The sequence below is a fragment of the Wolbachia endosymbiont (group B) of Philonthus cognatus genome, from assembly GCF_947179345.1.
GTDB lineage: Bacteria > Pseudomonadota > Alphaproteobacteria > Rickettsiales > Anaplasmataceae > Wolbachia.
The window spans coordinates 326,232-347,701 of record NZ_CAMXBG010000001.1; the positions used below are offsets into that span (position 1 = coordinate 326,232).

Genomic DNA, 21,470 nt, shown 5'->3' on the forward strand with positions numbered 1-21,470 from the left:
CCAAAAATAAAAAAAGTAACTTATTTTTTAAACTCTGTCATCCCAATACTATATTAATCCTCATTTAGAAATTTTTGTATCCTTCCAGATACATGTGCCTTTATTTTTCTCTGCCCATTCATCTGGCCATCTTAATACTTGTTAGACTTCTTTCTTTGCCTCTTCTAAATATTCCAACACAGTTTCATGCAGCGCAGTCCAAGACATTTGCTTTTCCATATTCGGTATAAACTTTTGTTTCCAAGTGTCCTTAAATTCTTGGAACCATTGTTTTTCAAAATTTTGGAAATCAGGTAAAATTTTCGACCTAAACCCATTAATTAAATTCGAGACTTCTATAGCCTTTTCAGGGCTTATAGACTTAAAAGACAATATTTCATTCTTTAAAACATCTAGCTTCTCAAATGAATTAAGCTTAAATGGAATATAAAGCGAGGATCTTATATTATACCTTAGATAAGAGTCGTAATATAGCTTAATCTTGTACATGAGCGTAGCAAATGCACTAGAAGAAATATTATTTTCATATTCTGCAAGAGAAGATAATAAACGCTTGTAATCCTCTTCATTCAAAAATGGTGGTTGTAAACTTGATTCAATTTTATTATTAAAAGATGTGAATCTGTTGAAAATACAATTGCCATATTCGCTTAAAAATTCAGGCAAAATATCTTCCTGTTCTAATTTTAGAGGCAAGTCTTTTCTAATCTCTTTCGGCAAATGATGCATTGAAAACTGATTAATAACCCACGCAAAATTCTCATCAAACTCATTTGAGTAATCAGCATTATTGTCAGCGTTACCTTCTTTATCATTCCAAGGCAGTATTTTATAAAAAAAATTGTTCAACCTTTTTTTTAATTTCAAAATACTTTCACTCTTATCGCCTACCTTATATAAAACCTCTTCTACTTTTTGTCTTGCGTCTTGAGAACTGATTCTATCACCTATATGCAGTCCAATGCCATTTCTCTCCAATAACTCCCAATCAAACAACTTATGTGGGTCAGGTTTACGCATTGCGTAGCCTTCAATGGCTGAGTTATATACTATAGTACCTATTTCAGCGTGACTAAATATCATATCTTTTCTAATCTTAAAGCGCTTCATGAGGTACAAAATCAGATCTTTGACAGATTTCATTTGCTCTTCTGGAAAAGGCTCAAGCCCTGTGTTTACAATCTCTATACCTATAGAATAATCATTCAGTTTTCGTAGCTCTTCAATCACATTATCTACTTGAACTTTCGCATAACTTATACCAGCATGCCACGCTCGTTTTTCGAGTGGAACCATCAGAGTAATGCTACCATCCCTATCAACAATAAGCTGTACTGATATACCTGAAGAATTTAATGCGCATTTTGTGCTTTTTAATGTTGGTGATTCGGTATGATGCACCACCACCATCAACACTTTTTTGCCTTCCCTATCATCATAATTTGAATTTGACGCAGGATCTAAAAATATTGGATTTTTTAATGATGTTTTCAAATCTTGAAAATCGTTCTCGATATCAATTAAGCAAGATTGCTGTCCATATACAAGAGGCGCTACAAGCAGCAACAGAAATAAAACAGACAAACATTTTTTTACTATAAGTCTCATGCAGCTTTACAAATTGCCCACAATATAACTAAATTAACATAATACGCATAAAATGTTTACTTTTTTTCAGCTAATCAAGGCTTGCTACAGCTACAATTAGTACTTTTATCATTACATTTTGGTGTTAAGTCAGGATAGAACGTAAGTATAGCGTCATTCTTTCTCACAAACACTGATTGATAATTGGCATCTTCCATTTTATACAGACACATTCCATCTTCTCCCAATTCCTTAAACGCCTTAGTTGCAGAAACTAAAATATCATCAGCATGAAGGTTATGTGCATACCCATTTGGGCACTTAACTTTTACTTCTCCACCCTTACCTAAGTATTTCATTCCAAACGTGTAAACAGGTGGCTTAATATCTAATTTATTGCACAGAGATTTATTACCCCAAATTGCACCCGCCCACTTATTTTCTTGAGCTTCAACATATCTACCTACAAAATGCATACCACCAAGTCCCAATCTATCTGGTTCACCACAAAAAATATGTCCAAATCCTATAGTTTCTTTCTCAACTCCGCTATTTGTAAACCAAATCTTAGTCAATTCATCTTTAAATAACCCCAAGCCTGCATTTGGTGTAGCCACTTGATGATCAAGCTTATCGTATATCCTTTTCACCACTTCTTGATGCTGCGGACAATCGAGCAAAATTCTAAAATCTTCTTCATCAGGGTATGTTCCCCAATCTCCACAAACCCTTAATACTCCTCTATCAAAATCAGTCAGCTCTGGAAGTGGTGGAATATAGTCTGGATCTGAAGAATCTGTTTTGAAAAACGGCTCAAAGCCAATTTGTGAATTTGCATCATTGAGATAATGCTCCTTAATGTAAAAAACAAATCCTATTACTGGTACTATTAAGCACAAGATTAACTTAGCTATTTTCGACATAATAATATTCATAAAGAAGCTAGGGTATAAGCAACAACTTAAAAAAGTTTTAATCTAATGTTGATCGCAGTCCTGGCATCTCATCACCACTTAGCCAACTTAAAAACGCTCCCCCACCAGTTGAAATATATGTAAAATCTTTATCGGCAAGACCTGCAGTATTTATTGCAGATAGACTATCTCCTCCTCCTATTACACTGGTTAATTTTCCTTCGTGTGTCAAATCACTTACTACTCTCATCACCTCTACTGTACCATTTGCAAAAGCTGAATGTTCAAAAACACCAATAGGTCCGTTCCACAGCAGAGTTTTACTGCTTGCTATTATACCGCTTATTGTGCTTAAAGTTTGAGGTCCGATATCTAAAATTATATCATCATCCAAAACGGATTCGGTTTTTCTTAAAATACTAGTGCTATAATCAGAATTTACTGCAACCAAAACGTCTTCTGGCACAACTATTTTGCAGTTGTTTTTATTTGCTGTCTCAACAATATCGTGCAGAAGATCATCAACGCCATTTTGAAAAAAAGACTTGCCTATATTAACTTTATTAAATAACAAAAAATTATTAGCAATTGCGCCGCCCAGAATAAGGTAATCAACCTTTTCTGCTAGCTTTATAAGCATTTTTATTTTAGTTGATATTTTAGCTCCACCAACTATCGCAGTAATAGGTTTAGCGTCAAACGATATAGCTTGCTCAAGATACTTTAGCTCATCTTGCAAGCAAAATCCTGCATAAGAAGGTAAAAATTCCGTAATGCGTGAAATAGAAGCGTGAGCTCTGTGAGAGCAAGAAAACGCATCATTTATATATATATCTGCTAGAGATGCTAATTGTTTAGCAAAATTTGAATCATTCTGCTCTTCTTCTTTATAAAACCTCAGATTCTCTAGTAATATTATATCTCCTCTATCTATCGCATTTATTGCTCTTTGTACTCTCTCACCAATACAATCATCAATAAATTTCACTTCTTTACTCAGCAGCTGCGATAAAGTTTCGACTACGTTTTTTAGCGATAGGTTACTGTCTTTTGCTTTTGGACGCCCAAAATGTGAGATAATAATAACTTTTGCACCTGCATTTGCTAAATATTGAATGGTAGGTAGAGCTCTCAAAATACGAGTGGTATCACAAATTCTTTCATTTTTTATAGGAACATTGAAGTCGACCCTGAGTAGAACATTTTTATTGTGAAAATCACAACTCTCTATGCTAGGTACATTTATCATAAAATTAAAGAGCTATAAAGTTACTATATAATAGTTTAACCCAAAGCAAAGTATACAAATGAAGGGATCTTAAATGCCAAATAAATTAATAAATAGGAAAATTACTACAAATACTTTCAACTTTATTTTTTACTGCTCTTTCAATATCAGGGCTATTTCCATCAATTAATCCCTGAATTACTTCATTTATTAGATTAGCTACTTCTCTAAAATCTTCTTTCTCAAGTCCTCGAGTTGTCTCAGCAGCAGTACCAAAACGGAGCCCTGAGGTAATGGTCGGTTTTTCTGTGTCAAATGGCACAGAATTTTTATTACAGGTAATGCCAGCTCTTTCAAGGCTATTCACAACGTCTTTTCCAGTCAATTTCCGTGATCTTAAATCAACTAGCACTATATGAGAGTCAGTGCCGCCAGTTATAATGTCAAGTCCATGTTCTTGCAGCGCTTGAGCTAACACTTTTGCATTTTCTACAACTTTTTTACTATAAGTTTTAAACTCCGGCTCTAATGCTTCCTTAAATGCAACAGCTTTTGCAGCTATCACATGCATAAGGGGCCCACCTTGCAACCCTGGAAAAACCGCAGACCTAATTTTTTTATGTAATGCTTCATCATTTGTCATTACCACTCCACCACGAGGACCACGTAAAGTCTTGTGAGTTGTTGAAGTTATAACATGCGCATATTTGGCAGGTGATGGGTAACAACCTGCAGCAATAAGCCCTGAATAGTGAGCAATATCTGCAAGCAGATATGCACCAACTTTATTCGCAATTTCACGAAAGCGCTCGAAATCTATTTTTCTTGGATAAGCAGAAGCACCAGCAATAATTAATTTTGGTTTATGCTCCAGCGCTAGCCTTTCCACCTCATCCATATCAAGCAGGTAAGTGTCTCTATTAACTGTATACTGAATCGACTTAAACCACTTACCAGAAAGGTTTGGTGCTGCACCATGAGTTAAATGTCCACCGCAGTTCAGTGACAATCCAAGTATTGTATCACCCGGAGCAAGCAGTGAAGCAAACACTGCTTGATTTGCCTGAGAACCAGAATGAGGTTGAACATTTGCAAATTTAACACCAAATAGCTTACAAAGCCTTTCTATAGCCAGATTTTCAACTTCATCTACATACTCACAGCCACAGTAATATCTTTTACCAGGATAACCTTCTGCATATTTATTAGTCAGAAAAGAACCCTGTGCTTCCATCACTGCTTTACTTGCAAAATTCTCCGATGCAATCAATTGCAACTGCGATCTTTGACGCTGCAGTTCCTTCTCTATAGAGAGATAAACTTCATTATCAAAAGACTTTAAATTATTTTCAGAGTTACAAATCCTTTCTGAAGCAATTGTCATAAGACCTTTTCCTTAACCACATAAATCCAAAAACAGCCAAAAGCAAACATACAGGAATAATTGATATTGCTTTTACTAGTAACTCAGTACCATACACAGGATTTCCTTGTATTACCGTTCCATTCCAACATAAGTCTATTATTTTTGCAATTCCAGTATGAAAAAAATAGCCAAAAACCATAACTATCATGTTTGATACAGCTGTGGCCAAGCCTACCAAGTTATTGTTTACATAACTTATTGCCTTGTAAATAGTAATTACCTGATACCCAGATGCAAAGCCGATAACAAGAAGTGTAGGTAATGCAATATATAAACCGCCAACTTGTGTAAAAAGCAAAAGAAAGCTAGCGATCATTGCAAAAGAACACGCAATAATCACCTCGTAATGTTTGTCTGGATACTTCTCCAGTAAATAAGCGAGAAAGAATGATCCAGCCCCCATGCCTATGAACATGAGAGAGGAAAGTGAAGATGCCAAATCTCCCGTCATTTGATATGCTTCACATAAGAACGCTTTCGCCCAACCATCAGCAAAACCTTCTAGTGGTCCAACCATTAAGCCACCAAAAAAGCTGATTAGAATGATATGTTTATTGAAAAGTACAGTCTTTAAATCTTGAAGTATGTTGTCATTTCTACTCTCCTCTATGTTACTGTTTGGCGTTATTAAAAGCAATAGCAGAGCAAGTAAACAACCAAATGCTGAGAAAGTGTATATAACATAATTCCAACCAAATTTATTGAGCAAAAAGTCTAGAGGTAATCCACCATAAATAGCTCCCAGTAACCCTATTATTATAGATAAACTAGCCATCCTTGCTGATTTTTCTTGTGAGAAATACATACTTGCAACTTTAAAGAGCCCAATTGCCGAAGCAGATGACCCAACTCCAACAATCATTCTACCAAGTATTGAGTAATACCACTCATCAAAGCATATTAGTGGTAATGTTCCAGCAAATGTTAAGACAATACACGCAGGTAAAACAAACTTTGGCCCAAATCTATCAAGGGCAAGACCAACAGGTATATGAGCAAGCGTATAGCCTATATAATATAGCCCACCAAATTGACCAACATCTGTAATACTTATGTTAAATTTTGTTATTAATTCAGGCGCAATTATATTTGGAATTACACGCAATATATACTGGTATGCATAAAATAGTGATGCTAGCAACCATATGAAAAAATTTCTCTGCAATGCTAATATTACCTGAAAAAAGGAATTATAGGTATTTTATCAGCAAGGAGCAACACTTTTGTAAATAGCTACTCTAATCCGAGTATCTTTCTTAAAAGAGACCTTTTAGCATATCTATAACTGGTTCATGGATAAGGTATATGAAAAAAATTATACCACAGATGATAAGGATTTTTATAATTTTACCTTTATTCGCCTTTACCATAAGTTTTATTTTTTTTATAAAGTTCATTTTATTTACGCTTTTATTTCATGACAGTGACTATATCTTAAATAATATAATTTTCAATGAAATTCAGTATCAGAAACGCTGCAGTTAACTAAATATTAACCTTTTCGTGTGTAAAATATAACATAAAAGCAAGGTGAGTGAATGAACATAAACACAGCAGACAACACACTACAAAACTACACAACAAAATACATTGAACAAACATTTGCCGCACACACAGGCAATAGATACGACAAGTTATACAGGGAACTTTTAAGTAGTGCAGAAGAAATAATAAAACTTACTGTAAACGAAGCAAAACAATATGATAAAAGCCTAGAAGAATTACATAACAATTCAATATTTCACGATAAGAAATTTATTCAAGCTGTTGCTAAACACCAGATATTAGAATTTCTGAATACTCATCCAAAGAAGAAAGAAATCGTTGCAGAATTTAAAAATGAACATCATATCAACGAAAGCGATTTAAAAATTTTAAAGGAAGGAAAAGATTTAGTGAATAAAATAAACGACATTAACTTAACTCAACAAAATGAGAAAAATGAAATATTAAACATTAGAAAGGTACTTGCCAAATCAATAGGAATGCCCTCTTCGAGAACTGAAAAATCCAAAGCAACTTTAGTAGAAAGTCCTGAGGTGGTAAAATAGACGTACTTAACTTTTCCTAATTGGAAAATACTTTTAATCCTATGATACCCAGCACTACCAAAGCAAGGGAAAATAAACGCCCAAAATTTACTGGGTCATTAAAAAACATTATTCCTATTATCGCTGCACCTATAGAGCCTATACCAGTCCAAACTGCATAAGATGTTCCAAGAGGAATAGACTTCATTGCTAACGATAGCCAGTAAAGACTCACAGAACCGCTAACTAAAATAATTACTACAGGTATAACACGAGTAAAGCCATTGCTATATTTCAGTGCTGTGGTCCATATTATTTCAACCAAACCAGCTAATAGCAAATACACCCAAGCCATAAATCAACTCTATCTTACTGAAATATTATATATAGGAATATTAAAAAGTTAACTTAGCATTTCGCATGCTTTAGTAATACTATCACATCCAATTTCTAATTGTTCCTGAGAGGTTGCATAAGAAATTCTGATAAAATTTTTCAGACCAAATGCAATTCCTGGAACAACAGCAACTAAATGATCTTCTAATAAATATTCGGCAAAATCAAGATCACTATTTATTACTTTACCACTTTTCGTACTCTTACCCAATAAACCTTCACATGAGACAAACAAATAGAATGCACCCTGCGGAATAGATACTGACAATCCTGAAGCAGAATTTAGCTTTTTTACTACAAAATCTCTACGATCCTTAAAGATTTTTGTTCTTTCTTTCAAAAAACTATGATCACCGTTTAACGCTTCAACTGCTGCTGCTTGTGCTATTGAATTTGGGTTAGAAGTACTTTGAGACTGCAGTGTAGAAATAGCTTTTACTATATCACTCCTACCTGCAATATAACCTATTCTCCAGCCAGTCATTGCATAGGCTTTTGATACTCCATTGACCACAAAAACCCTATCGTAAAGCTTTGGCTCAACCTGAGCAATGGTAAAAAACTTTTCGTCGTACACTATGTGCTCATAAATATCATCTGTAACAACATTCACATGTGGATATTCAAGCAATACTTGCGCTATGCTTTTCAATTCGTCACGTGTATAGACAATTCCTGCTGGATTGTTTGGTGAATTAAGAATTAACCACTTAGTTTTCTTAGTTATATTGCTTTCCAGTAACTCCGGTGTAAGCTTAAAGTTTTGTTTGCACTCTACAATAACTGGCAGTCCGTCAAAAAGATTTACCATATCAACATACGAAACCCAATAAGGAGCTGGTATTATAGCCTCATCTCCAGGGTCAATTGTTGCCATAAATAAGTTGAATAACACCTGCTTAGCGCCTGCGCCGACACAAATTTGGTTCAGTATATATTCTAGATTGTTATCCCTTTTTAACTTATTGATTATCGCCTCTTTAAGCTCATGCGTTCCATCAACAGCAGTATATTTAGTTTTGCCTTCATTTATCGATTGAATAGCTGCCTTTTTTATATGATCTGGAGTGTCAAAATCCGTCTCTCCGGCAGCTAAAACGCAAATTTTCTTTCCTTCGCTTTTTAATCTGTTTGCCTTATCGGTCACAGCAATTGTAGGCGACGGTTTTATCAGAGACATCCTCTTTGCAAGGTCTGACATAATCTCACTAAAGTTAAATAAAAATGATAAACTCTACACAACAAAAAAGCTAGAAGTTTTATTATTTTACATAAAGGTTGGTATTTTTGTATTCTTAAATATAGATATTAAAAAGCTTAATAAATTGAAAAAGGCAAATAAATCCCTGTATAGCGAGTTTTAATAATGTAAATTGGCACTGTAATAATGTGCTAACGCTTAAAGTAAGAGCGATTTGGCTGAATGTAGAAAAAATAAAAAAGACATGCGGCCGCTATAATTTTTTGTAATTTGCAAATAAATATTTGAGTTTTTTTACTGAATTTTGTCGTTGAGCCCAAAAACAAGGATGAATACTCTTATTGTTATATTAAGGAAGAGAATGAGGTTTGTCAAGTAAGGTTTTCATTCCACCCTCATAAAGGCTTTTCATACAAGAGTTTTAGTAGTTTCTTACTAGGTCCACTAATGCAGCAATATTTTCAACCGGAGTATCAGGAAGCACTCCATGTCCAAGATTAAATATAAAAGGTAACCCTCTAAAACAATCTATTATACGCTTTGCTTCTTCAATTGCTTCTGACTTATTGTAGGCCAAAAGACTAGGATTAAGGTTCCCTTGCAGAGGAATTTTTAGATTTTCTTTCGCCCATTCTATTGGAACATTATAATCTATACTTACTGCAGATACGCCTGTTTGTTCGCAGTAATCTGTATAAAGATTTTCAGCAGAGCGCGGAAAACCTATTATTGGAAAATTGGGAAATCTACTCTTTATTGCCGAAACAATTTCCTTTGTTGGCTTGATGATGTATCTTTCAAACAGTTTTTCCTTCAATACACCAGCATTGCTGTCAAATAACTGAATAACATCTGCTCCAAACTCTATCTGTTTGATCAGATAAATAATTGTCGCTTTCGTTATTTTGTTTATTATTTCCTCTAGTGCCAATGGACAGAAATTTAGCACCTTGGAAAAAGTTTTACTACCACCGCCCTCTATGATGTATGAACCTACCGTCCACGGCCCTCCAGCAAAGCCTATAAGCGATTTTTCTTCTGGCAACTGGCTTCTTACTTCTTTTATAGCATTTAGGATTGGTAATGTGTTAGATTCAATTCCTTGTAGACTCTTCAAGTCTTTAGCACTTTCTATAGGTCTTATTATTGGACCCACACCTCGAATAAAATTTACATTACAGCCTAAAATGTCAGCTATTATCAAAATATCAGAAAAAATTATCGCTGCATCCATGTTGAACCTTCTTATTGGTTGTAACGTTAACTCTGTTACCAAATCTGTGCTATAACATATCTCCATGAAATTATTCATGTTTTCCACTGCCTTCCGATACTCAGGAAGAGACCTACCAGCCTGACGCATTAACCAAATAGGAACTTTTTCATCTGACTCGTTCTGGCTGATGATTCTTGCTATTTTTGCTTTACTTCTTTTCAATCTACTTTATCTACTTTTTATTTAAACTAAAGTATAACAGTAGTAATAGTTCTATCAATAAATTGTTATTAACTTAAAATTCAGTAAAAATTAGTATTACTTAGCTTGTGGATAAATATGTTAATAACTTCTCTATAATATTGATTTTCATTTATGATTTATGTGTATAAGTAAGATGTCTAGAATGTTAGTAATTTTCTTTTATGGAAAAAAGCTTTACTATCATGGATTGTTATATAATTATGTATATGTCATTGAAAAAATTGTTGATCAATTGTTAGTATTTTATGTCAACAAATAATTCACAAATTAATTTGACATTATTCACATGCTTATTAAACATTTAATAACAGTTTTCTTGATAGACCTTATCTAAAGATATTTTCACCATTAAAGGGAATAAATTGAATAAGAAAAGAACTTTAGTAGAAAAAATAGCATACAGAATTTTTCTCTTTCTCTTCAACAAAACTTCTGTGTTAAAAAAATGTGCGACTGAGTCATTAATGGGTGATCTGTCAGGTCTTGACATACTTAATAGTCTATTAAAATTCCGTGATTGTAGTATCATGGATATAATGACTCCACGTAAGGAGATATGTGCAGTAGACATTGAATCGAGCAAGGATGAGGTAATAAAGAAGGTGAAAAACACTTACCATGCTAAGATACCAACTTATATGAATAACTTTGACAACATAATAGGCTTTTTTTACGTAAAAGATATCATTTTCAATAAGAATAAAGATTTTAATCTGAGGAATATTATAAAAAATGTAATATTTGTCCCAGCCTCAATGAAAGCAACAAATCTTTTTGTTAAAATGAAATCTTCCAAGTCATATTTAGCTATTGTACTGGATGAATATGGCGGAACTGATGGTTTAATTTCGATAAATGATCTTATAGAAGAATTGATACCAAATATTGATAACGAGAATGAGGTAAATTCAGAACACACCATTACTGAATTATCTCAAAATAAGTTTGAAATATCGGCAAGGGCCCTTATAAAGGATATAGAGGAAAATCTAAAAATAGAGTTGTGTGAATCTGAAGAGCATTATGCCACACTTAGTGGTTTGGTTCTTTCAATTGCTGGTAAGGTACCTTCTGTAGATGAAGTTATAAGATATAAAAATGGTATAAAATTTATCATCAAGGATGCAAATGAACGATACATTAACAAAATAATACTAGACTTAAGTGATTACAAAAATTAAATTCAATATTTTTTAGTGAAAGGTACTTTATCTTGGAAGTAGGGGACATAGTAGCCAGGTATACAATTTAAACAATTTCTTAATATACAAAAGTTTGTAGTTCTATACGTTACTGTTTGATAATTAAGGTGGGAATAGTTTTATTGGTACAAAGTTATAAAAATTAGTTGTTTAAATATTTTTAGCGATCTGTAACTTTCAAAAAGGGAGTGTTAAATAAACTGTGTCAAATCGCATTTTTAGTTCAACTCGATTTTTAACCTACCAGGAAAAAAGATATCAAGTTGAGAGATAGTTAAAGCCCAATCATGTATAAGCATAGTCCATTTTTCTCTTACCTTTTTTATAGCACAATATACCTGTTTATACAAGGCATTTGTGCTAGTAAATGAGCCCTTGGTTTTAGTAAATTTTCTGATCTGTCTATGTAGTCCCTCAATAGGATTTGTGGTATAAATTAATTTTCTTACAGGGCCAGAATATTTTAAATAACTAGACAGATTTTCCCAATTATTCTCCCAAAACTAAAGTATATTTTTCTCCTATGATTATTGTCCAGTAGAAATTTCAAATTTTGTAAAATCTTTAAAAACACAGTTATTTTTAAGAGTGTAGAAAATAGTTATAAGAAATTTTCTAGCAGTAGCAGTTATAGCCTTAGCAGAACCACGCTTCTTTTTTATATGTTCATAAAAGCTTTTCAAGTAAGGACTGTAACGTACAGCAATCCAAGTACATTGAACTAAAGAAGTACGCGCTATTTTTGACCCTCGTTTGGTAATTCTTCCAATTGTACATTGCTGATTAGATTGAGAAACTCTTGGTACAACTCCAAAATATGCAGTAAGTTTCTCAGGTCTACGGAAATCATTAATGTCTCCGATTGTTACAATAAAAACAGCTGCAGAAATTGGACCTATTCCCTTTATGCTGATAAGATTGCTGAACCCAGGAAGTTGTTTAGCGAAAGCTATAATTTCCTTTTCAAGCTTTTTAAGGCTTTCTCGGATAGCTTCTAAATGATAGCTAATCACTTCAATTTCAACTTTTTCTAAAGGATCCCAATTATGCTTTTGAGTAGCACGTTCAAATCCTACTTTAGTTGTAAGTACTTCTTTTTTAATTTTTATTCCATGGTAATTAAAAAGACCATGAACTTTATTGATTAAAGATACCCGTGACTTTACTAACTGATCTCTCATTTGAAGAAGAGAAGCTAACTGCTGGCATTGTTTGTTTTTGCACCTTGCCTCAGGCAACATATCTTTGCTGAGAAAGAAAGCAATAGCTCGTGCATCATGCTTATCTGTTTTGTTCACAGAGCGACGAACAACTTCAAACTGCCCAGGAGCAATTATTACTATGCGTTTAACGTAAGGTGAAACTGCATCATAAAAGAAACAGCTGTTACCTGTTGCCTCTATGGCTACTTCATCTGTTTCTTGAAGATCTTTGGTGAAATTATCCAAGTCTTTTAAGCGAAACGTTTGAATATGCTCAGGTTTCCCTTCTTGTAAGTAACAAACAGTAAAACTATTGGTATGTAAATCGACTCCAATGTGACGCATATTTTTTCCTCTTGTTCCAAACTCCTATACGAGGTCATCACATTTTGTGAGCCTCACGATGATTTTCGGTGGCAGGGGCAGTTAATCTCCCCCACGAAGTCTTCTTTCTACTCCCTGGGCAGAAAGTGCTTCAGAAAAACATCCAACCTGCCACCTATCCACTCTGAGAAGTCATTATCTTCTCTTGCTTCCAACCAAGCAATACTTATTCATACCATCTCCCCCATAGAAGATCAAAAAATATCCTTAGGTTATCCAAGAAGTCTATTGTTGGTAAACATAAAAGGCTATTTGCCTTTTTATCTAGTTTATGCAGGAGGTCTATATTTATTGTTGAGTGTGATTTTAGGCATTTCTGCTAAAACGCAACTTTTAAATCGCCAAAATTTCTCCTTGCCTTTACTAATTCCGATTCTTGGAGTGCACACATAATCTGGTTTGAGGTGATATTCATAGAGACAAAATTCATGACTTATAGTAAGGTCTTGTTTATTATGTTCTTTTGTAATGTTTAATTTTTTGCACAGTATGCCTGGCCCGCCTAAATTTGCTTCAAGCGGTTCAGTGAGCTTTAATCCTCGTATTAACACTGCTGCTGGGAATCCTTCTGCTTCTGTTACAATATTTAGACAATAGTACATTCCATATATAAAATATACGTACGAAAACCCTGGCGTACCAAACATTACTGAGGTTCGATTAGTATAGCCTCTTGCTGCATGACAAGCTGGGTCATCCATTCCTATATACGCTTCAACTTCAGTTATTATTCCACTAAAATTAGAAAATTTCAGCATCTTCCCTAGCAGCTCCCCAGCTACGGTTAAAGTTGGCCGTTCATAGAAATTTCTTGGTAATATTGTGTTATTCATCATAGAAGTACAAGTTACTTACATTTGTAAGCAACTTGTACTATTTTTGCTTTTTCTTATTTATTTAGTCAAGAGCATCTCTGAGAAGTAGAAGTTGGTGTTGTTGTCACATTTGTTACATCTGTTGAAGGCTGCTGTAAAACCTTGACTGATTCAGAGCTCTTTTGTTGCAATTGCGGTACTAACGCTTCATATAAAGATTTTGGCTCACGTCTCTTACCTATTTTGACTTCTTTATTTGCACGCAACTGCTCTGCAGTAACACCGTTCCCTTCAAGGAGAGTTACACCGTTCTTACCGTCAATGTTAACTTTAATTTTGCATTCTTTTCCATCAACATACCACTTTAAAGTCATTTCATATAACCCACTAATTATTTCATAAACTCTTTCCTCATTATCACTATCATTATTAATATAGCAACATGCCCCTCTCTTTTTTTCTTGATTAGGATGACAAAATGTAATTGTTCTTACACCATACTCTTTACATATACTACCGCCTAGAAGTTTAGCTATATCTGCTCCTTCTTTATTGGCATGTAGCACAACTCTTACGGTAGGATAAACAATATTACCTTCCCTTTTGCCTTCTTTTATCATTATGGACTCTATGGTATATACCTTCGATATCTCTGCCTTAATTTGGTCAGCAATCTTGCCTACAATCTCTTTACCATGATAGTGAGATTCTCCTTTCTTCGGAGAAAAAGGTTCTTTGTTCGTAATATTAGTGTCAGAATCATTCTGTAACTCAAAGAATTTATCCCATTCTTCATCACTGTCTAATTTGATATATCCACGCTTGTCCTTGCCTGATACTGCATTCTGAATACTAGACGATCCTTCTGTTACAGTTGTACCAGAGCTATTGCCTTTACCTTTTAGAAGAACAAGATGCTCTTCTGACCTTTCTTCCTTACTCAACTTTGAAGCTGCATCACCAAAAGAAGGTTTCTCTACTATATGCGTGTAAGAACTTTTAACTCGACTCTCATTATCAGGTACTGTATTAGCCCACAAAAGCTTTTTAATATAATCTAACATATGCCACCTCTTACCATTAACTAAATATCAGTATGCAAACTTTGCTATAACTAATCAATAACTAAATTTACTCCAAATAAAATAAGCTGATAAAAAGGTATAAATTGAGATTAGGTAAAGCTTTTGGTATAATATCTAGTTAATTTTGAATAGGCAGGTGATCTCAGCTACAAAGACGTTTTTTATCTCATTTATTTTTGGGTTTATTCTCTTTCCCTATTTTATAAAACTTCTAAAAAAGATAAGTAAAGATGGACAACCAATCAGATCATATGGACCAGAAAGTCATTTAATAACAAAAAAGAATATACCACCTATGGGTGGAATAATAATACTAACTTCTGCTTTATTACCAATCCTGCTTTGGACTCAATTAACACCAGAAATTTCATTGCTGGTATTTATAACTCTATTTTTTGCTCTACTTGGATTTATTGATGACTATTTAAAATTGAAGACAAATCACCACCGAGGTTTAAGTGCAAAAACCAAAATACTTATTCAGTTTGTCGTTACTCTGGTCTGTATGTTTATACTTAAGCTACAATCTGCTGAAGGTTTTACAAAAATTTCTCTATTTAGAGAAGTAGCAATCGACCTTGGCTATCTATATCTTCCGTTTGCTGCATTTGTTATTGTTGGCTCTTCTAATGCTGTGAATCTTACAGATGGCCTAGATGGCCTTGCTGCAACTCAAGCCATTACTTCCTTTGCTTTTTTGGGGCTAATTGCATACATCACTCAGACAGATGTAAACATTACTTTATTCTGCATTGCATTTATAGGAGCTATTTTAAGTTTCTTGTGGTTTAACACACATCCAGCAAAAATATTTATGGGTGATGTTGGAAGCCTATCAATCGGTGCAGCTTTAGGACTCACTAGTGTTCTAATTAAAAAAGAAATGCTTTTTGCCGTTATTGGAATAATCTTTGTAATAGAGACTTTATCTGTGATTATTCAGGTATCATATTTTAAATATACAAAATTTAGATATGGAGCAGGAAGAAGAATTTTCCTTATGACACCAATACATCATCACTTTGAAAAGAAAGGGTGGTCAGAAAATACAATAGTTATAAAATTTTGGATAATTTCTATTGCTTGTTCGATTTTTGCTTTAACTTTCTTATTATAGGAATTATGAAATATCCAGACTTTTCATTAGAAAATACATTATCAGGAATTATAGCAGGAGTAGATGAAGTTGGAAGAGGTCCGCTTGCCGGTCCAGTGATATCTGCAGCTGTAATATTTACTGATAGAGATACGGTTATTGATGGAATAAACGACTCAAAAAAGCTAACCCCTAAGTGTAGGCAAGTTCTATACGAAAAAATAACGTCTGTTGCAAAATTTGGTATAGGAATGGCAAGCGTAGAAGAAATAAACTCATACAATATTTTGCAAGCAACAAAGCTTTCAATGAAACGTGCGTTGGCAAACTTGAATCTAGAACTAGATTATGTGCTAGTTGATGGTAATCAACCACCTGAAGTAAAATGGCAAGTAAAATCTATAGTGAATGGTGATAGCTTAAGTATATCAATCGCAGCTGCTTCAATCGTTGCAAAAGTTACAAGAGATCGGCTTATGGAAGAATTGCATAATAAACATCCTCAATATAATTGGTATAAAAATAAGGGATATGGAACAAAAGAACACCTCAGCGCTATTGGCCTTCATGGAATTACGAAGCACCATAGAAAGAATTTTGCACCTATAAGAATACTATAGCCTTTAATCACTTACCTTTTTTGAAAGGTATGTTTTCATTAAACAGGCAGACTGTACTTGATCCGTTTCTTAAGGTAAATACCGAGCTTACTCTTTCAATTATCAGGTAGTCATCAACTGTACGAAAATTTATCAAGGATTCATATCCTGCAGAATCAACCATAAAAACTGCCGGGAAATCAGAGTTTATTTTATTAAATTGTAGATATGTAAATTTTCCGTCATCAAAAACCTTAATTGGTATTATTGATTGACTGCCTTTAACGTGCGAGATGGAATAGTTAAAATTCAAGCCTTTCTTTATAACCTCAATATCACTTATATCAGGGATAGTGGTATGACTAGCTTGCTCTAGAATATCACCGTTACTCGTTGAATAAATTTCATCACTGTTGAACAGTGGATAAAGAAACCTTACTTCATATGCTAACCTTGGATCATCTAGCCCGTTTGCTTCTTCAGCATGAAATTCGAAATAATAAACTCTTTTATTGGTAATTATAGTTGCATTAGTATCGGCAATATCATCTATAGGCTTAATAAATAATCTATTACCTTGAGGAAGGAGTTGCCAACCGGTTGCATCACCCATTGAAAGACTCTCTATTACCTCCCCTGGCTCAAACAATATGCTGGATTGATAACCATAAAAGCCCGTGTACTTATGTATAGCCTGTGGATTATAATTCATTACCTTTATGTGGTTATCACCAGCTATTGGTCTTGGTTCCTGTTTTGCAAGTGCATAACCACCACAAAAAAATAATAGTGCAACAAAGAGTACCCTAATCATAGTATCAAAATAAACTGATCTTTATTTTATCATTGATAGACATGTACCGCAACTATCAAACTATCCCAGTAGTAAGCGACAGAAAATGCAAGCTTCATAATAATTCATTACTGCAGGAAAAAGGGAAGTGTTAAATAAACTGTGTCAAACCTCCATTTTTTGTTTCTATTTTATTTTTACTTCTCGGTTTGACACAGTTTATTTAACACTCCCTGCAAAGAAATTAACTACAGATTTTATGTCTAAGTTACTCCACAAAATTTTTCCTTTCCTTATCCAAGATTCAAATTTATAGTATCGATTCCTTTTTATGAAATATGAAGCCACCTCAAGTTATAGTTAAGCCTATATTCAGTGAATTACTTTCACAAGTGCAATTGATTTTAGTGTTATACTGTTCTAACAGTAAAGAAGTCATATAGATAATAATGTCTTTTGTATCCAAACGAATATCATTTTTTTTTGTTAATTTGCTCACTAATAATGTACTTATTGATTTATGTTCATTTACTACTTTTATAGTGAGTAGTGTTTTATCTTCTGTTTTAGTCAGTAAAATAGACACTAATTCAATTTGTGCCACTGCACTGATTATAGTTATCACCATATTGGAAATTATCTTATTTATTTTTTCAATTAAGTTTTCTGTAGGACATTCACTTACTCTCCACTGAAGCTTTACTTTTTTTTTAATAAATAATTTTCTATATTGGATTTAGTCTTAACAAAGCTGCAATTATCTGATGAATGAGAATACGCTTGCTTCATAACTTTATATTTATATATTAAATCATCGGAGCTTTCTTTAAGCAATGACAATGCTTCGTTTTGCATATTAGGGTTGTTTTCTTCAAGCTCTTCCAATCCACCCACTATTCCTTGCATAGAACTAGCAAAATCATGAAGAATTCGTCCTGATAGGCATTCTGTTATTAACATTATGTTTTTATTCATTGGATAAAAGTATAAATGATTTAAGTTAACCCTATATTGGTAGGCATGTAGTAGTCAATTTAAGAGAAAGTTTCGTTGCGCTTTTTGTGTCAAAGCATTAATGTAGTATTAATAATTATAAGATTTATGAAGGCGTTATGAATACTTATGCTAAATCTGGAATAGACCTTAAACTATATAATGAACTAATAAAAAAAGTTAAACCTATTATTGAAAAGACTAAAGGAGAAGAAGTAATTAGTGAAGTAGGATCATTTTCCGCATTGTTTGACTTTTCTTCGCTGAGTAAGAAATACGACCATCCAGTACTTGTTTCCTCAACTGATGGAGTGGGCACAAAACTATTAATAGCTCAAGAGGTGAATAAGCATGATACTATAGGTATAGACTTAGTTGCAATGTGTGTAAATGATTTACTTGCACAAGGAGCAACACCTTTATTTTTCCTTGATTACTTTGCAACAGGCGTTTTAAACAAAAACGTTTTATTGTCTGTAATCCAGGGCATTGCAGAAGGGTGCAAGGAATCTAAAATAGCATTAGTTGGTGGAGAAACTGCAGAAATGCCTGGAATGTATGGTAACAATCACTATGACCTTGCAGGGTTTGTGGTTGGTGTTGTTGATCGAAAGCAAATTCTTCCAAATTGTAGTATAATGAAAGCAGGTGACTGTGTAGTTGGTTTAGAATCAAATGGAATTCACTCAAATGGATTTTCTTTGGTGCGCCATATTTTTAAAAGCTTAGGTATAAATTATAATGATATATCTCCATGGAATAATAAATCTTGGGGTGAAATATTACTTAAGCCAACAAAGATATATGTTGATTCTTTGTTGCCTATTATGCCAAAGGTAAAAGGCATTGCGCATATAACAGGTGGCGGGTTAATAGACAATATTCCAAGAATTCTCTCAGAAAATTTATTTGTAGACATAAATATTAATTCTTGGAAATGGCCAGATATATTTTTATGGCTGAAAGAAGAAGGCAAAATAGAAAAGAGAGAAATGTTAAAAACATTTAATTGCGGCATAGGTATAGTACTGATTGTAGATCCCGATAATATGAAGGATGTGGAAAGCCATTTCCAAAAGCGTGGAGAAAAAATTGAGATTATTGGAAAACTTGATGAGGCATGTAACCCTCCACTTGATAGAGTAGTATTTAGTTAGTCTAACTTTACTGACAGTCTTTTTGCAACTTCTGAGTATGCTTCCTTTAAGTTTCCTAGATTTAAACGGAAAACATCTTTGTCTAGCTTTTTATGCGTATTTTTATCCCATAGCCTACAATTATCAGGGCTGATTTCATCGGCTAAAATGATTTTAGTGCTGTTGTTTATCAATTTGCCAAATTCTAACTTGAGATCAACTAAATATATATTTGCATTTGAAAATAGGTCGACTAAGATTTTGTTGATCTTTAAAGTTGTAGTTTTAACTTCTTCCATTTCTTTATGGGATAACCAACCAAAATATAATATGTGATTTTCATTCACCATTGGGTCGGCTAGGTCATCATTTTTGTAAAAAAACTCGATTATAGGAGATGTAAGTGTCTCACCTTCTTTGATATTAAAACGTTTGCAAAAGCTGCCAGCTGCAATGTTTCTAACCACTATCTCAAGAGGTATTATCTTGAGTTTTTTGACTAGCTGTTCTCTTTCGTTTAGAGTGTTTATAAAGTGCGTGCTAATTCCTGCTTCTTCAAGCTTTTCCATGATAAAAGCACTAACATGATTATTAATTATTCCTTTGCCCTCAATAATTTCATATTTTTCCTTATTGAATGCTGTAACATCATCTTTAAAGTACTGTATAACAGTTGATGAGTCTTCAGTTTCAATAATGACTTTGGCTTTACCTTCGTATATCGTTTTATTCAGTGACATGATTAATTTAGCTGTATACTATAAGATAATATCAAATTGCTGCTTAGTTTACTACAAATTTGCTAATGACGTTTAGTGTTACAGTGTTAACCATATTTCCAGAAATGTTCCCCGGGTTTTTGAACTATTCTCTTGCCGGAAAAGCGTTGGAAAAAAAAATATGGAATCTTGAAATAGTAAATATTCGTTCTTTTGCTAAAGATAAACATTCAACTGTGGATGATGTTCCATATGGAGGTGGAGCAGGGATGGTTATGCGCCCAGATGTGATTGGTAATGCAGTTGATAATGTGCTTTCTGCTCATAAAAATACTAGATTTATTTATATGACTCCATCTGGTACAAAATTTAATCAGAGAATTGCGAAGGAGTTAACAGAAATTCCTCATGTAACAATATTGTGTGGTCGATTTGAAGGTGTTGACCAAAGAGTAATTGATGTGTATACTCCTTATGAGTTAAGTATTGGAGATTATATACTTTCGGGAGGTGAGCCAGCTGCGATGGTGGTTCTTGATGCATGTATTAGGCTTATTTCAGGTGTAGTAAATAATTTCGATAGCGTTGCTGAAGAAAGTTTTAGTTATAGTGGTGGTATACTTGAATATCCTCAATATACTAGACCTGAGCAGTGGAGTAGGTACAAAGTTCCTGAGGTTCTGTTGTCTGGCAATCACAGAAAAATAAGTGATTGGAGAAGGGAACAGTCATATGTTAGAACAAAGGAACGTCGACCTGAATTGTTGAATGGAGATGATAAATGACAAACTTACTTGAAAAATTTAACGAACAACAAATACAAAGGTTAGCCAAAGAGATGCCAGCTTTTTGTCCTGGCGATGATTTGAAGGTCACTTTTAAGGTAGTTGATAGTACGGGTGAGCGTATACAGATATTTGAGGGCGTATGTATATCAAAAAGAAATCGTGGATTACACTCTTCTTTTTCAGTTAGAAAGGTAAGTCATGGAGAAAGTATAGTATCACAATTTTTTGTTTATTCTCCTGCATTAATTTCAGTACAAGTGATGAGAAAGGGAAAGGTCCGTAGAGCAAAATTATATTATCTGTGCAAGCTATTTGGGAAAGCTGCAAGGATCAAAGAACGTACTACTTATGTTAAAAAAAAATCTAAGTAGATACAATAGGGAGTGATGTCAATTG

At 33.7% G+C, this 21,470-nt stretch carries 22 protein-coding genes and 1 pseudogene; 7 read left to right on the plus strand and 16 right to left on the minus strand.

Features of this window, described 5'->3' with window-relative positions:
* Nucleotides 1-141: 141 nt before the first annotated feature.
* The 5 genes from ONG78_RS01540 to ONG78_RS01560 form a co-directional block, all read right to left on the minus strand.
* Complete coding sequence (locus tag ONG78_RS01540) at nucleotides 142-1,608, minus strand: N-acetylmuramoyl-L-alanine amidase (protein WP_264377520.1); 1,467 nt, start codon at nucleotides 1,606-1,608, stop codon at nucleotides 142-144.
* 74 nt (nucleotides 1,609-1,682) lie between these two features.
* Nucleotides 1,683-2,510: an EndoU domain-containing protein gene (locus ONG78_RS01545; protein ID WP_264377521.1), complete on the minus strand. Its 828-nt coding sequence runs from the start codon at nucleotides 2,508-2,510 to the stop codon at nucleotides 1,683-1,685.
* A gap of 49 nt (nucleotides 2,511-2,559) precedes the next feature.
* Entirely contained in the window at nucleotides 2,560-3,747 is a 1,188-nt protein-coding gene (locus tag ONG78_RS01550; RefSeq protein WP_264377552.1) for a phosphoglycerate kinase, read from the minus strand.
* An 88-nt stretch (nucleotides 3,748-3,835) separates the two neighbouring features.
* Nucleotides 3,836-5,113, minus strand: a complete 1,278-nt coding sequence (gene glyA / locus ONG78_RS01555) for a serine hydroxymethyltransferase (protein ID WP_264377522.1) — start codon at nucleotides 5,111-5,113, stop codon at nucleotides 3,836-3,838.
* Nucleotides 5,085-6,320 (minus strand): MFS transporter, encoded by a 1,236-nt coding sequence (locus tag ONG78_RS01560; RefSeq protein WP_264377523.1) that lies wholly within the window; start codon nucleotides 6,318-6,320, stop codon nucleotides 5,085-5,087. Before ONG78_RS01560 ends, glyA begins: the two co-directional genes overlap by 29 nt.
* 373 nt (nucleotides 6,321-6,693) lie before the next feature.
* Here ONG78_RS01560 and ONG78_RS01565 point away from each other — a divergent pair, with 373 nt between their 5' ends.
* Nucleotides 6,694-7,206, plus strand: coding sequence for a hypothetical protein (locus tag ONG78_RS01565; RefSeq protein WP_264377524.1), 513 nt, complete (start codon nucleotides 6,694-6,696; stop codon nucleotides 7,204-7,206).
* A gap of 16 nt (nucleotides 7,207-7,222) precedes the next feature.
* Here the strand turns inward: ONG78_RS01565 and ONG78_RS01570 are convergent, their stop codons facing one another.
* From ONG78_RS01570 to hemE, 3 genes are all read right to left on the minus strand, one after another.
* On the minus strand, nucleotides 7,223-7,540 hold the full coding sequence (locus ONG78_RS01570; RefSeq protein ID WP_010403511.1) for a DMT family transporter: 318 nt from the start codon (nucleotides 7,538-7,540) through the stop codon (nucleotides 7,223-7,225).
* Nucleotides 7,541-7,588: 48 nt separating this feature from the next.
* Nucleotides 7,589-8,782, minus strand: a complete 1,194-nt coding sequence (locus ONG78_RS01575) for a pyridoxal phosphate-dependent aminotransferase (protein ID WP_264377525.1) — start codon at nucleotides 8,780-8,782, stop codon at nucleotides 7,589-7,591.
* A 421-nt stretch (nucleotides 8,783-9,203) separates the two neighbouring features.
* Nucleotides 9,204-10,220: a uroporphyrinogen decarboxylase gene (hemE, locus tag ONG78_RS01580; protein ID WP_264375167.1), complete on the minus strand. Its 1,017-nt coding sequence runs from the start codon at nucleotides 10,218-10,220 to the stop codon at nucleotides 9,204-9,206.
* A 404-nt stretch (nucleotides 10,221-10,624) separates the two neighbouring features.
* On the opposite strand from hemE, the gene ONG78_RS01585 reads away from it, so the two are divergent.
* Nucleotides 10,625-11,443, plus strand: coding sequence for a transporter associated domain-containing protein (locus tag ONG78_RS01585; protein ID WP_010403535.1), 819 nt, complete (start codon nucleotides 10,625-10,627; stop codon nucleotides 11,441-11,443).
* 239 nt (nucleotides 11,444-11,682) lie between these two features.
* Here ONG78_RS01585 and ONG78_RS01590 read toward each other — a convergent pair.
* From ONG78_RS01590 to ONG78_RS01605, 4 genes and pseudogenes are all read right to left on the minus strand, one after another.
* A pseudogene (locus ONG78_RS01590) lies at nucleotides 11,683-11,964 on the minus strand (transposase); the annotation flags it as partial.
* A gap of 27 nt (nucleotides 11,965-11,991) precedes the next feature.
* Entirely contained in the window at nucleotides 11,992-13,011 is a 1,020-nt protein-coding gene (locus ONG78_RS01595) for an IS110 family RNA-guided transposase (RefSeq protein WP_264377526.1), read from the minus strand.
* A 308-nt stretch (nucleotides 13,012-13,319) separates the two neighbouring features.
* Nucleotides 13,320-13,883: a DNA-3-methyladenine glycosylase gene (locus ONG78_RS01600; protein ID WP_214303133.1), complete on the minus strand. Its 564-nt coding sequence runs from the start codon at nucleotides 13,881-13,883 to the stop codon at nucleotides 13,320-13,322.
* Nucleotides 13,884-13,951: 68 nt separating this feature from the next.
* Nucleotides 13,952-14,929, minus strand: a complete 978-nt coding sequence (locus ONG78_RS01605; protein WP_264377527.1) for a hypothetical protein — start codon at nucleotides 14,927-14,929, stop codon at nucleotides 13,952-13,954.
* 157 nt (nucleotides 14,930-15,086) lie between these two features.
* Here ONG78_RS01605 and mraY point away from each other — a divergent pair, with 157 nt between their 5' ends.
* Together mraY and ONG78_RS01615 are read left to right on the plus strand one after the other, a co-directional pair.
* On the plus strand, nucleotides 15,087-16,067 hold the full coding sequence (mraY, locus tag ONG78_RS01610; protein ID WP_007302271.1) for a phospho-N-acetylmuramoyl-pentapeptide-transferase: 981 nt from the start codon (nucleotides 15,087-15,089) through the stop codon (nucleotides 16,065-16,067).
* Between the two features lie 5 nt (nucleotides 16,068-16,072).
* Nucleotides 16,073-16,666: a ribonuclease HII gene (locus tag ONG78_RS01615; protein WP_007302272.1), complete on the plus strand. Its 594-nt coding sequence runs from the start codon at nucleotides 16,073-16,075 to the stop codon at nucleotides 16,664-16,666.
* A 7-nt stretch (nucleotides 16,667-16,673) separates the two neighbouring features.
* On the opposite strand, the gene virB9 is transcribed toward ONG78_RS01615, so the two are convergent.
* The 3 genes from virB9 to ONG78_RS01630 form a co-directional block, all read right to left on the minus strand.
* On the minus strand, nucleotides 16,674-17,459 hold the full coding sequence (gene virB9, locus ONG78_RS01620; RefSeq protein WP_007302273.1) for a P-type conjugative transfer protein VirB9: 786 nt from the start codon (nucleotides 17,457-17,459) through the stop codon (nucleotides 16,674-16,676).
* A 328-nt stretch (nucleotides 17,460-17,787) separates the two neighbouring features.
* The gene (locus ONG78_RS01625; protein ID WP_125855783.1) at nucleotides 17,788-18,153 is read right to left on the minus strand and encodes a histidine phosphotransferase family protein; all 366 of its coding nucleotides are present in this window, start codon (nucleotides 18,151-18,153) and stop codon (nucleotides 17,788-17,790) included.
* Entirely contained in the window at nucleotides 18,138-18,413 is a 276-nt protein-coding gene (locus ONG78_RS01630) for a hypothetical protein (protein WP_012481935.1), read from the minus strand. Before ONG78_RS01630 ends, ONG78_RS01625 begins: the two co-directional genes overlap by 16 nt.
* 137 nt (nucleotides 18,414-18,550) lie before the next feature.
* Between ONG78_RS01630 and purM the strand changes: the two genes are divergently transcribed.
* A complete protein-coding gene (gene purM / locus ONG78_RS01635; protein WP_006014063.1) occupies nucleotides 18,551-19,588 on the plus strand; it encodes a phosphoribosylformylglycinamidine cyclo-ligase in 1,038 nt (345 codons plus the stop codon).
* Here purM and purC read toward each other — a convergent pair.
* Nucleotides 19,585-20,307 carry a phosphoribosylaminoimidazolesuccinocarboxamide synthase gene (gene purC / locus ONG78_RS01640; protein ID WP_264377528.1) on the minus strand — a complete coding sequence of 241 codons (723 nt, stop codon included), beginning with the start codon at nucleotides 20,305-20,307 and terminating at the stop codon, nucleotides 19,585-19,587. The genes purM and purC overlap by 4 nt on opposite strands.
* A 65-nt stretch (nucleotides 20,308-20,372) precedes the next feature.
* Here purC and trmD point away from each other — a divergent pair, with 65 nt between their 5' ends.
* The gene (gene trmD, locus ONG78_RS01645) at nucleotides 20,373-21,071 is read left to right on the plus strand and encodes a tRNA (guanosine(37)-N1)-methyltransferase TrmD (RefSeq protein WP_264377529.1); all 699 of its coding nucleotides are present in this window, start codon (nucleotides 20,373-20,375) and stop codon (nucleotides 21,069-21,071) included.
* Nucleotides 21,068-21,445 carry a 50S ribosomal protein L19 gene (gene rplS, locus ONG78_RS01650; protein ID WP_007302278.1) on the plus strand — a complete coding sequence of 126 codons (378 nt, stop codon included), beginning with the start codon at nucleotides 21,068-21,070 and terminating at the stop codon, nucleotides 21,443-21,445. The genes trmD and rplS overlap by 4 nt, the downstream gene beginning before the upstream one ends.
* The last annotated feature ends 25 nt before the right edge of the window (nucleotides 21,446-21,470 follow it).

What these genes read in the sequence shown, in the direction of transcription:
- ONG78_RS01540 (WP_264377520.1), bottom strand. Translation starts at nt 1,608, where the DNA reads ATGAGACTTATAGTAAAAAAATGTTTGTCTGTTTTATTTCTGTTGCTG.
- ONG78_RS01545 (WP_264377521.1), bottom strand. Translation starts at nt 2,510, where the DNA reads ATGTCGAAAATAGCTAAGTTAATCTTGTGCTTAATAGTACCAGTAATA.
- glyA (WP_264377522.1), bottom strand. Translation starts at nt 5,113, where the DNA reads ATGACAATTGCTTCAGAAAGGATTTGTAACTCTGAAAATAATTTAAAG.
- ONG78_RS01565 (WP_264377524.1), top strand. Translation starts at nt 6,694, where the DNA reads ATGAACATAAACACAGCAGACAACACACTACAAAACTACACAACAAAA.
- ONG78_RS01570 (WP_010403511.1), bottom strand. Translation starts at nt 7,540, where the DNA reads ATGGCTTGGGTGTATTTGCTATTAGCTGGTTTGGTTGAAATAATATGG.
- ONG78_RS01575 (WP_264377525.1), bottom strand. Translation starts at nt 8,782, where the DNA reads ATGTCAGACCTTGCAAAGAGGATGTCTCTGATAAAACCGTCGCCTACA.
- ONG78_RS01595 (WP_264377526.1), bottom strand. Translation starts at nt 13,011, where the DNA reads ATGCGTCACATTGGAGTCGATTTACATACCAATAGTTTTACTGTTTGT.
- ONG78_RS01600 (WP_214303133.1), bottom strand. Translation starts at nt 13,883, where the DNA reads ATGAATAACACAATATTACCAAGAAATTTCTATGAACGGCCAACTTTA.
- ONG78_RS01605 (WP_264377527.1), bottom strand. Translation starts at nt 14,929, where the DNA reads ATGTTAGATTATATTAAAAAGCTTTTGTGGGCTAATACAGTACCTGAT.
- ONG78_RS01615 (WP_007302272.1), top strand. Translation starts at nt 16,073, where the DNA reads ATGAAATATCCAGACTTTTCATTAGAAAATACATTATCAGGAATTATA.
- virB9 (WP_007302273.1), bottom strand. Translation starts at nt 17,459, where the DNA reads ATGATTAGGGTACTCTTTGTTGCACTATTATTTTTTTGTGGTGGTTAT.
- ONG78_RS01630 (WP_012481935.1), bottom strand. Translation starts at nt 18,413, where the DNA reads ATGAATAAAAACATAATGTTAATAACAGAATGCCTATCAGGACGAATT.
- purM (WP_006014063.1), top strand. Translation starts at nt 18,551, where the DNA reads ATGAATACTTATGCTAAATCTGGAATAGACCTTAAACTATATAATGAA.
- purC (WP_264377528.1), bottom strand. Translation starts at nt 20,307, where the DNA reads ATGTCACTGAATAAAACGATATACGAAGGTAAAGCCAAAGTCATTATT.
- trmD (WP_264377529.1), top strand. Translation starts at nt 20,373, where the DNA reads ATGACGTTTAGTGTTACAGTGTTAACCATATTTCCAGAAATGTTCCCC.
- rplS (WP_007302278.1), top strand. Translation starts at nt 21,068, where the DNA reads ATGACAAACTTACTTGAAAAATTTAACGAACAACAAATACAAAGGTTA.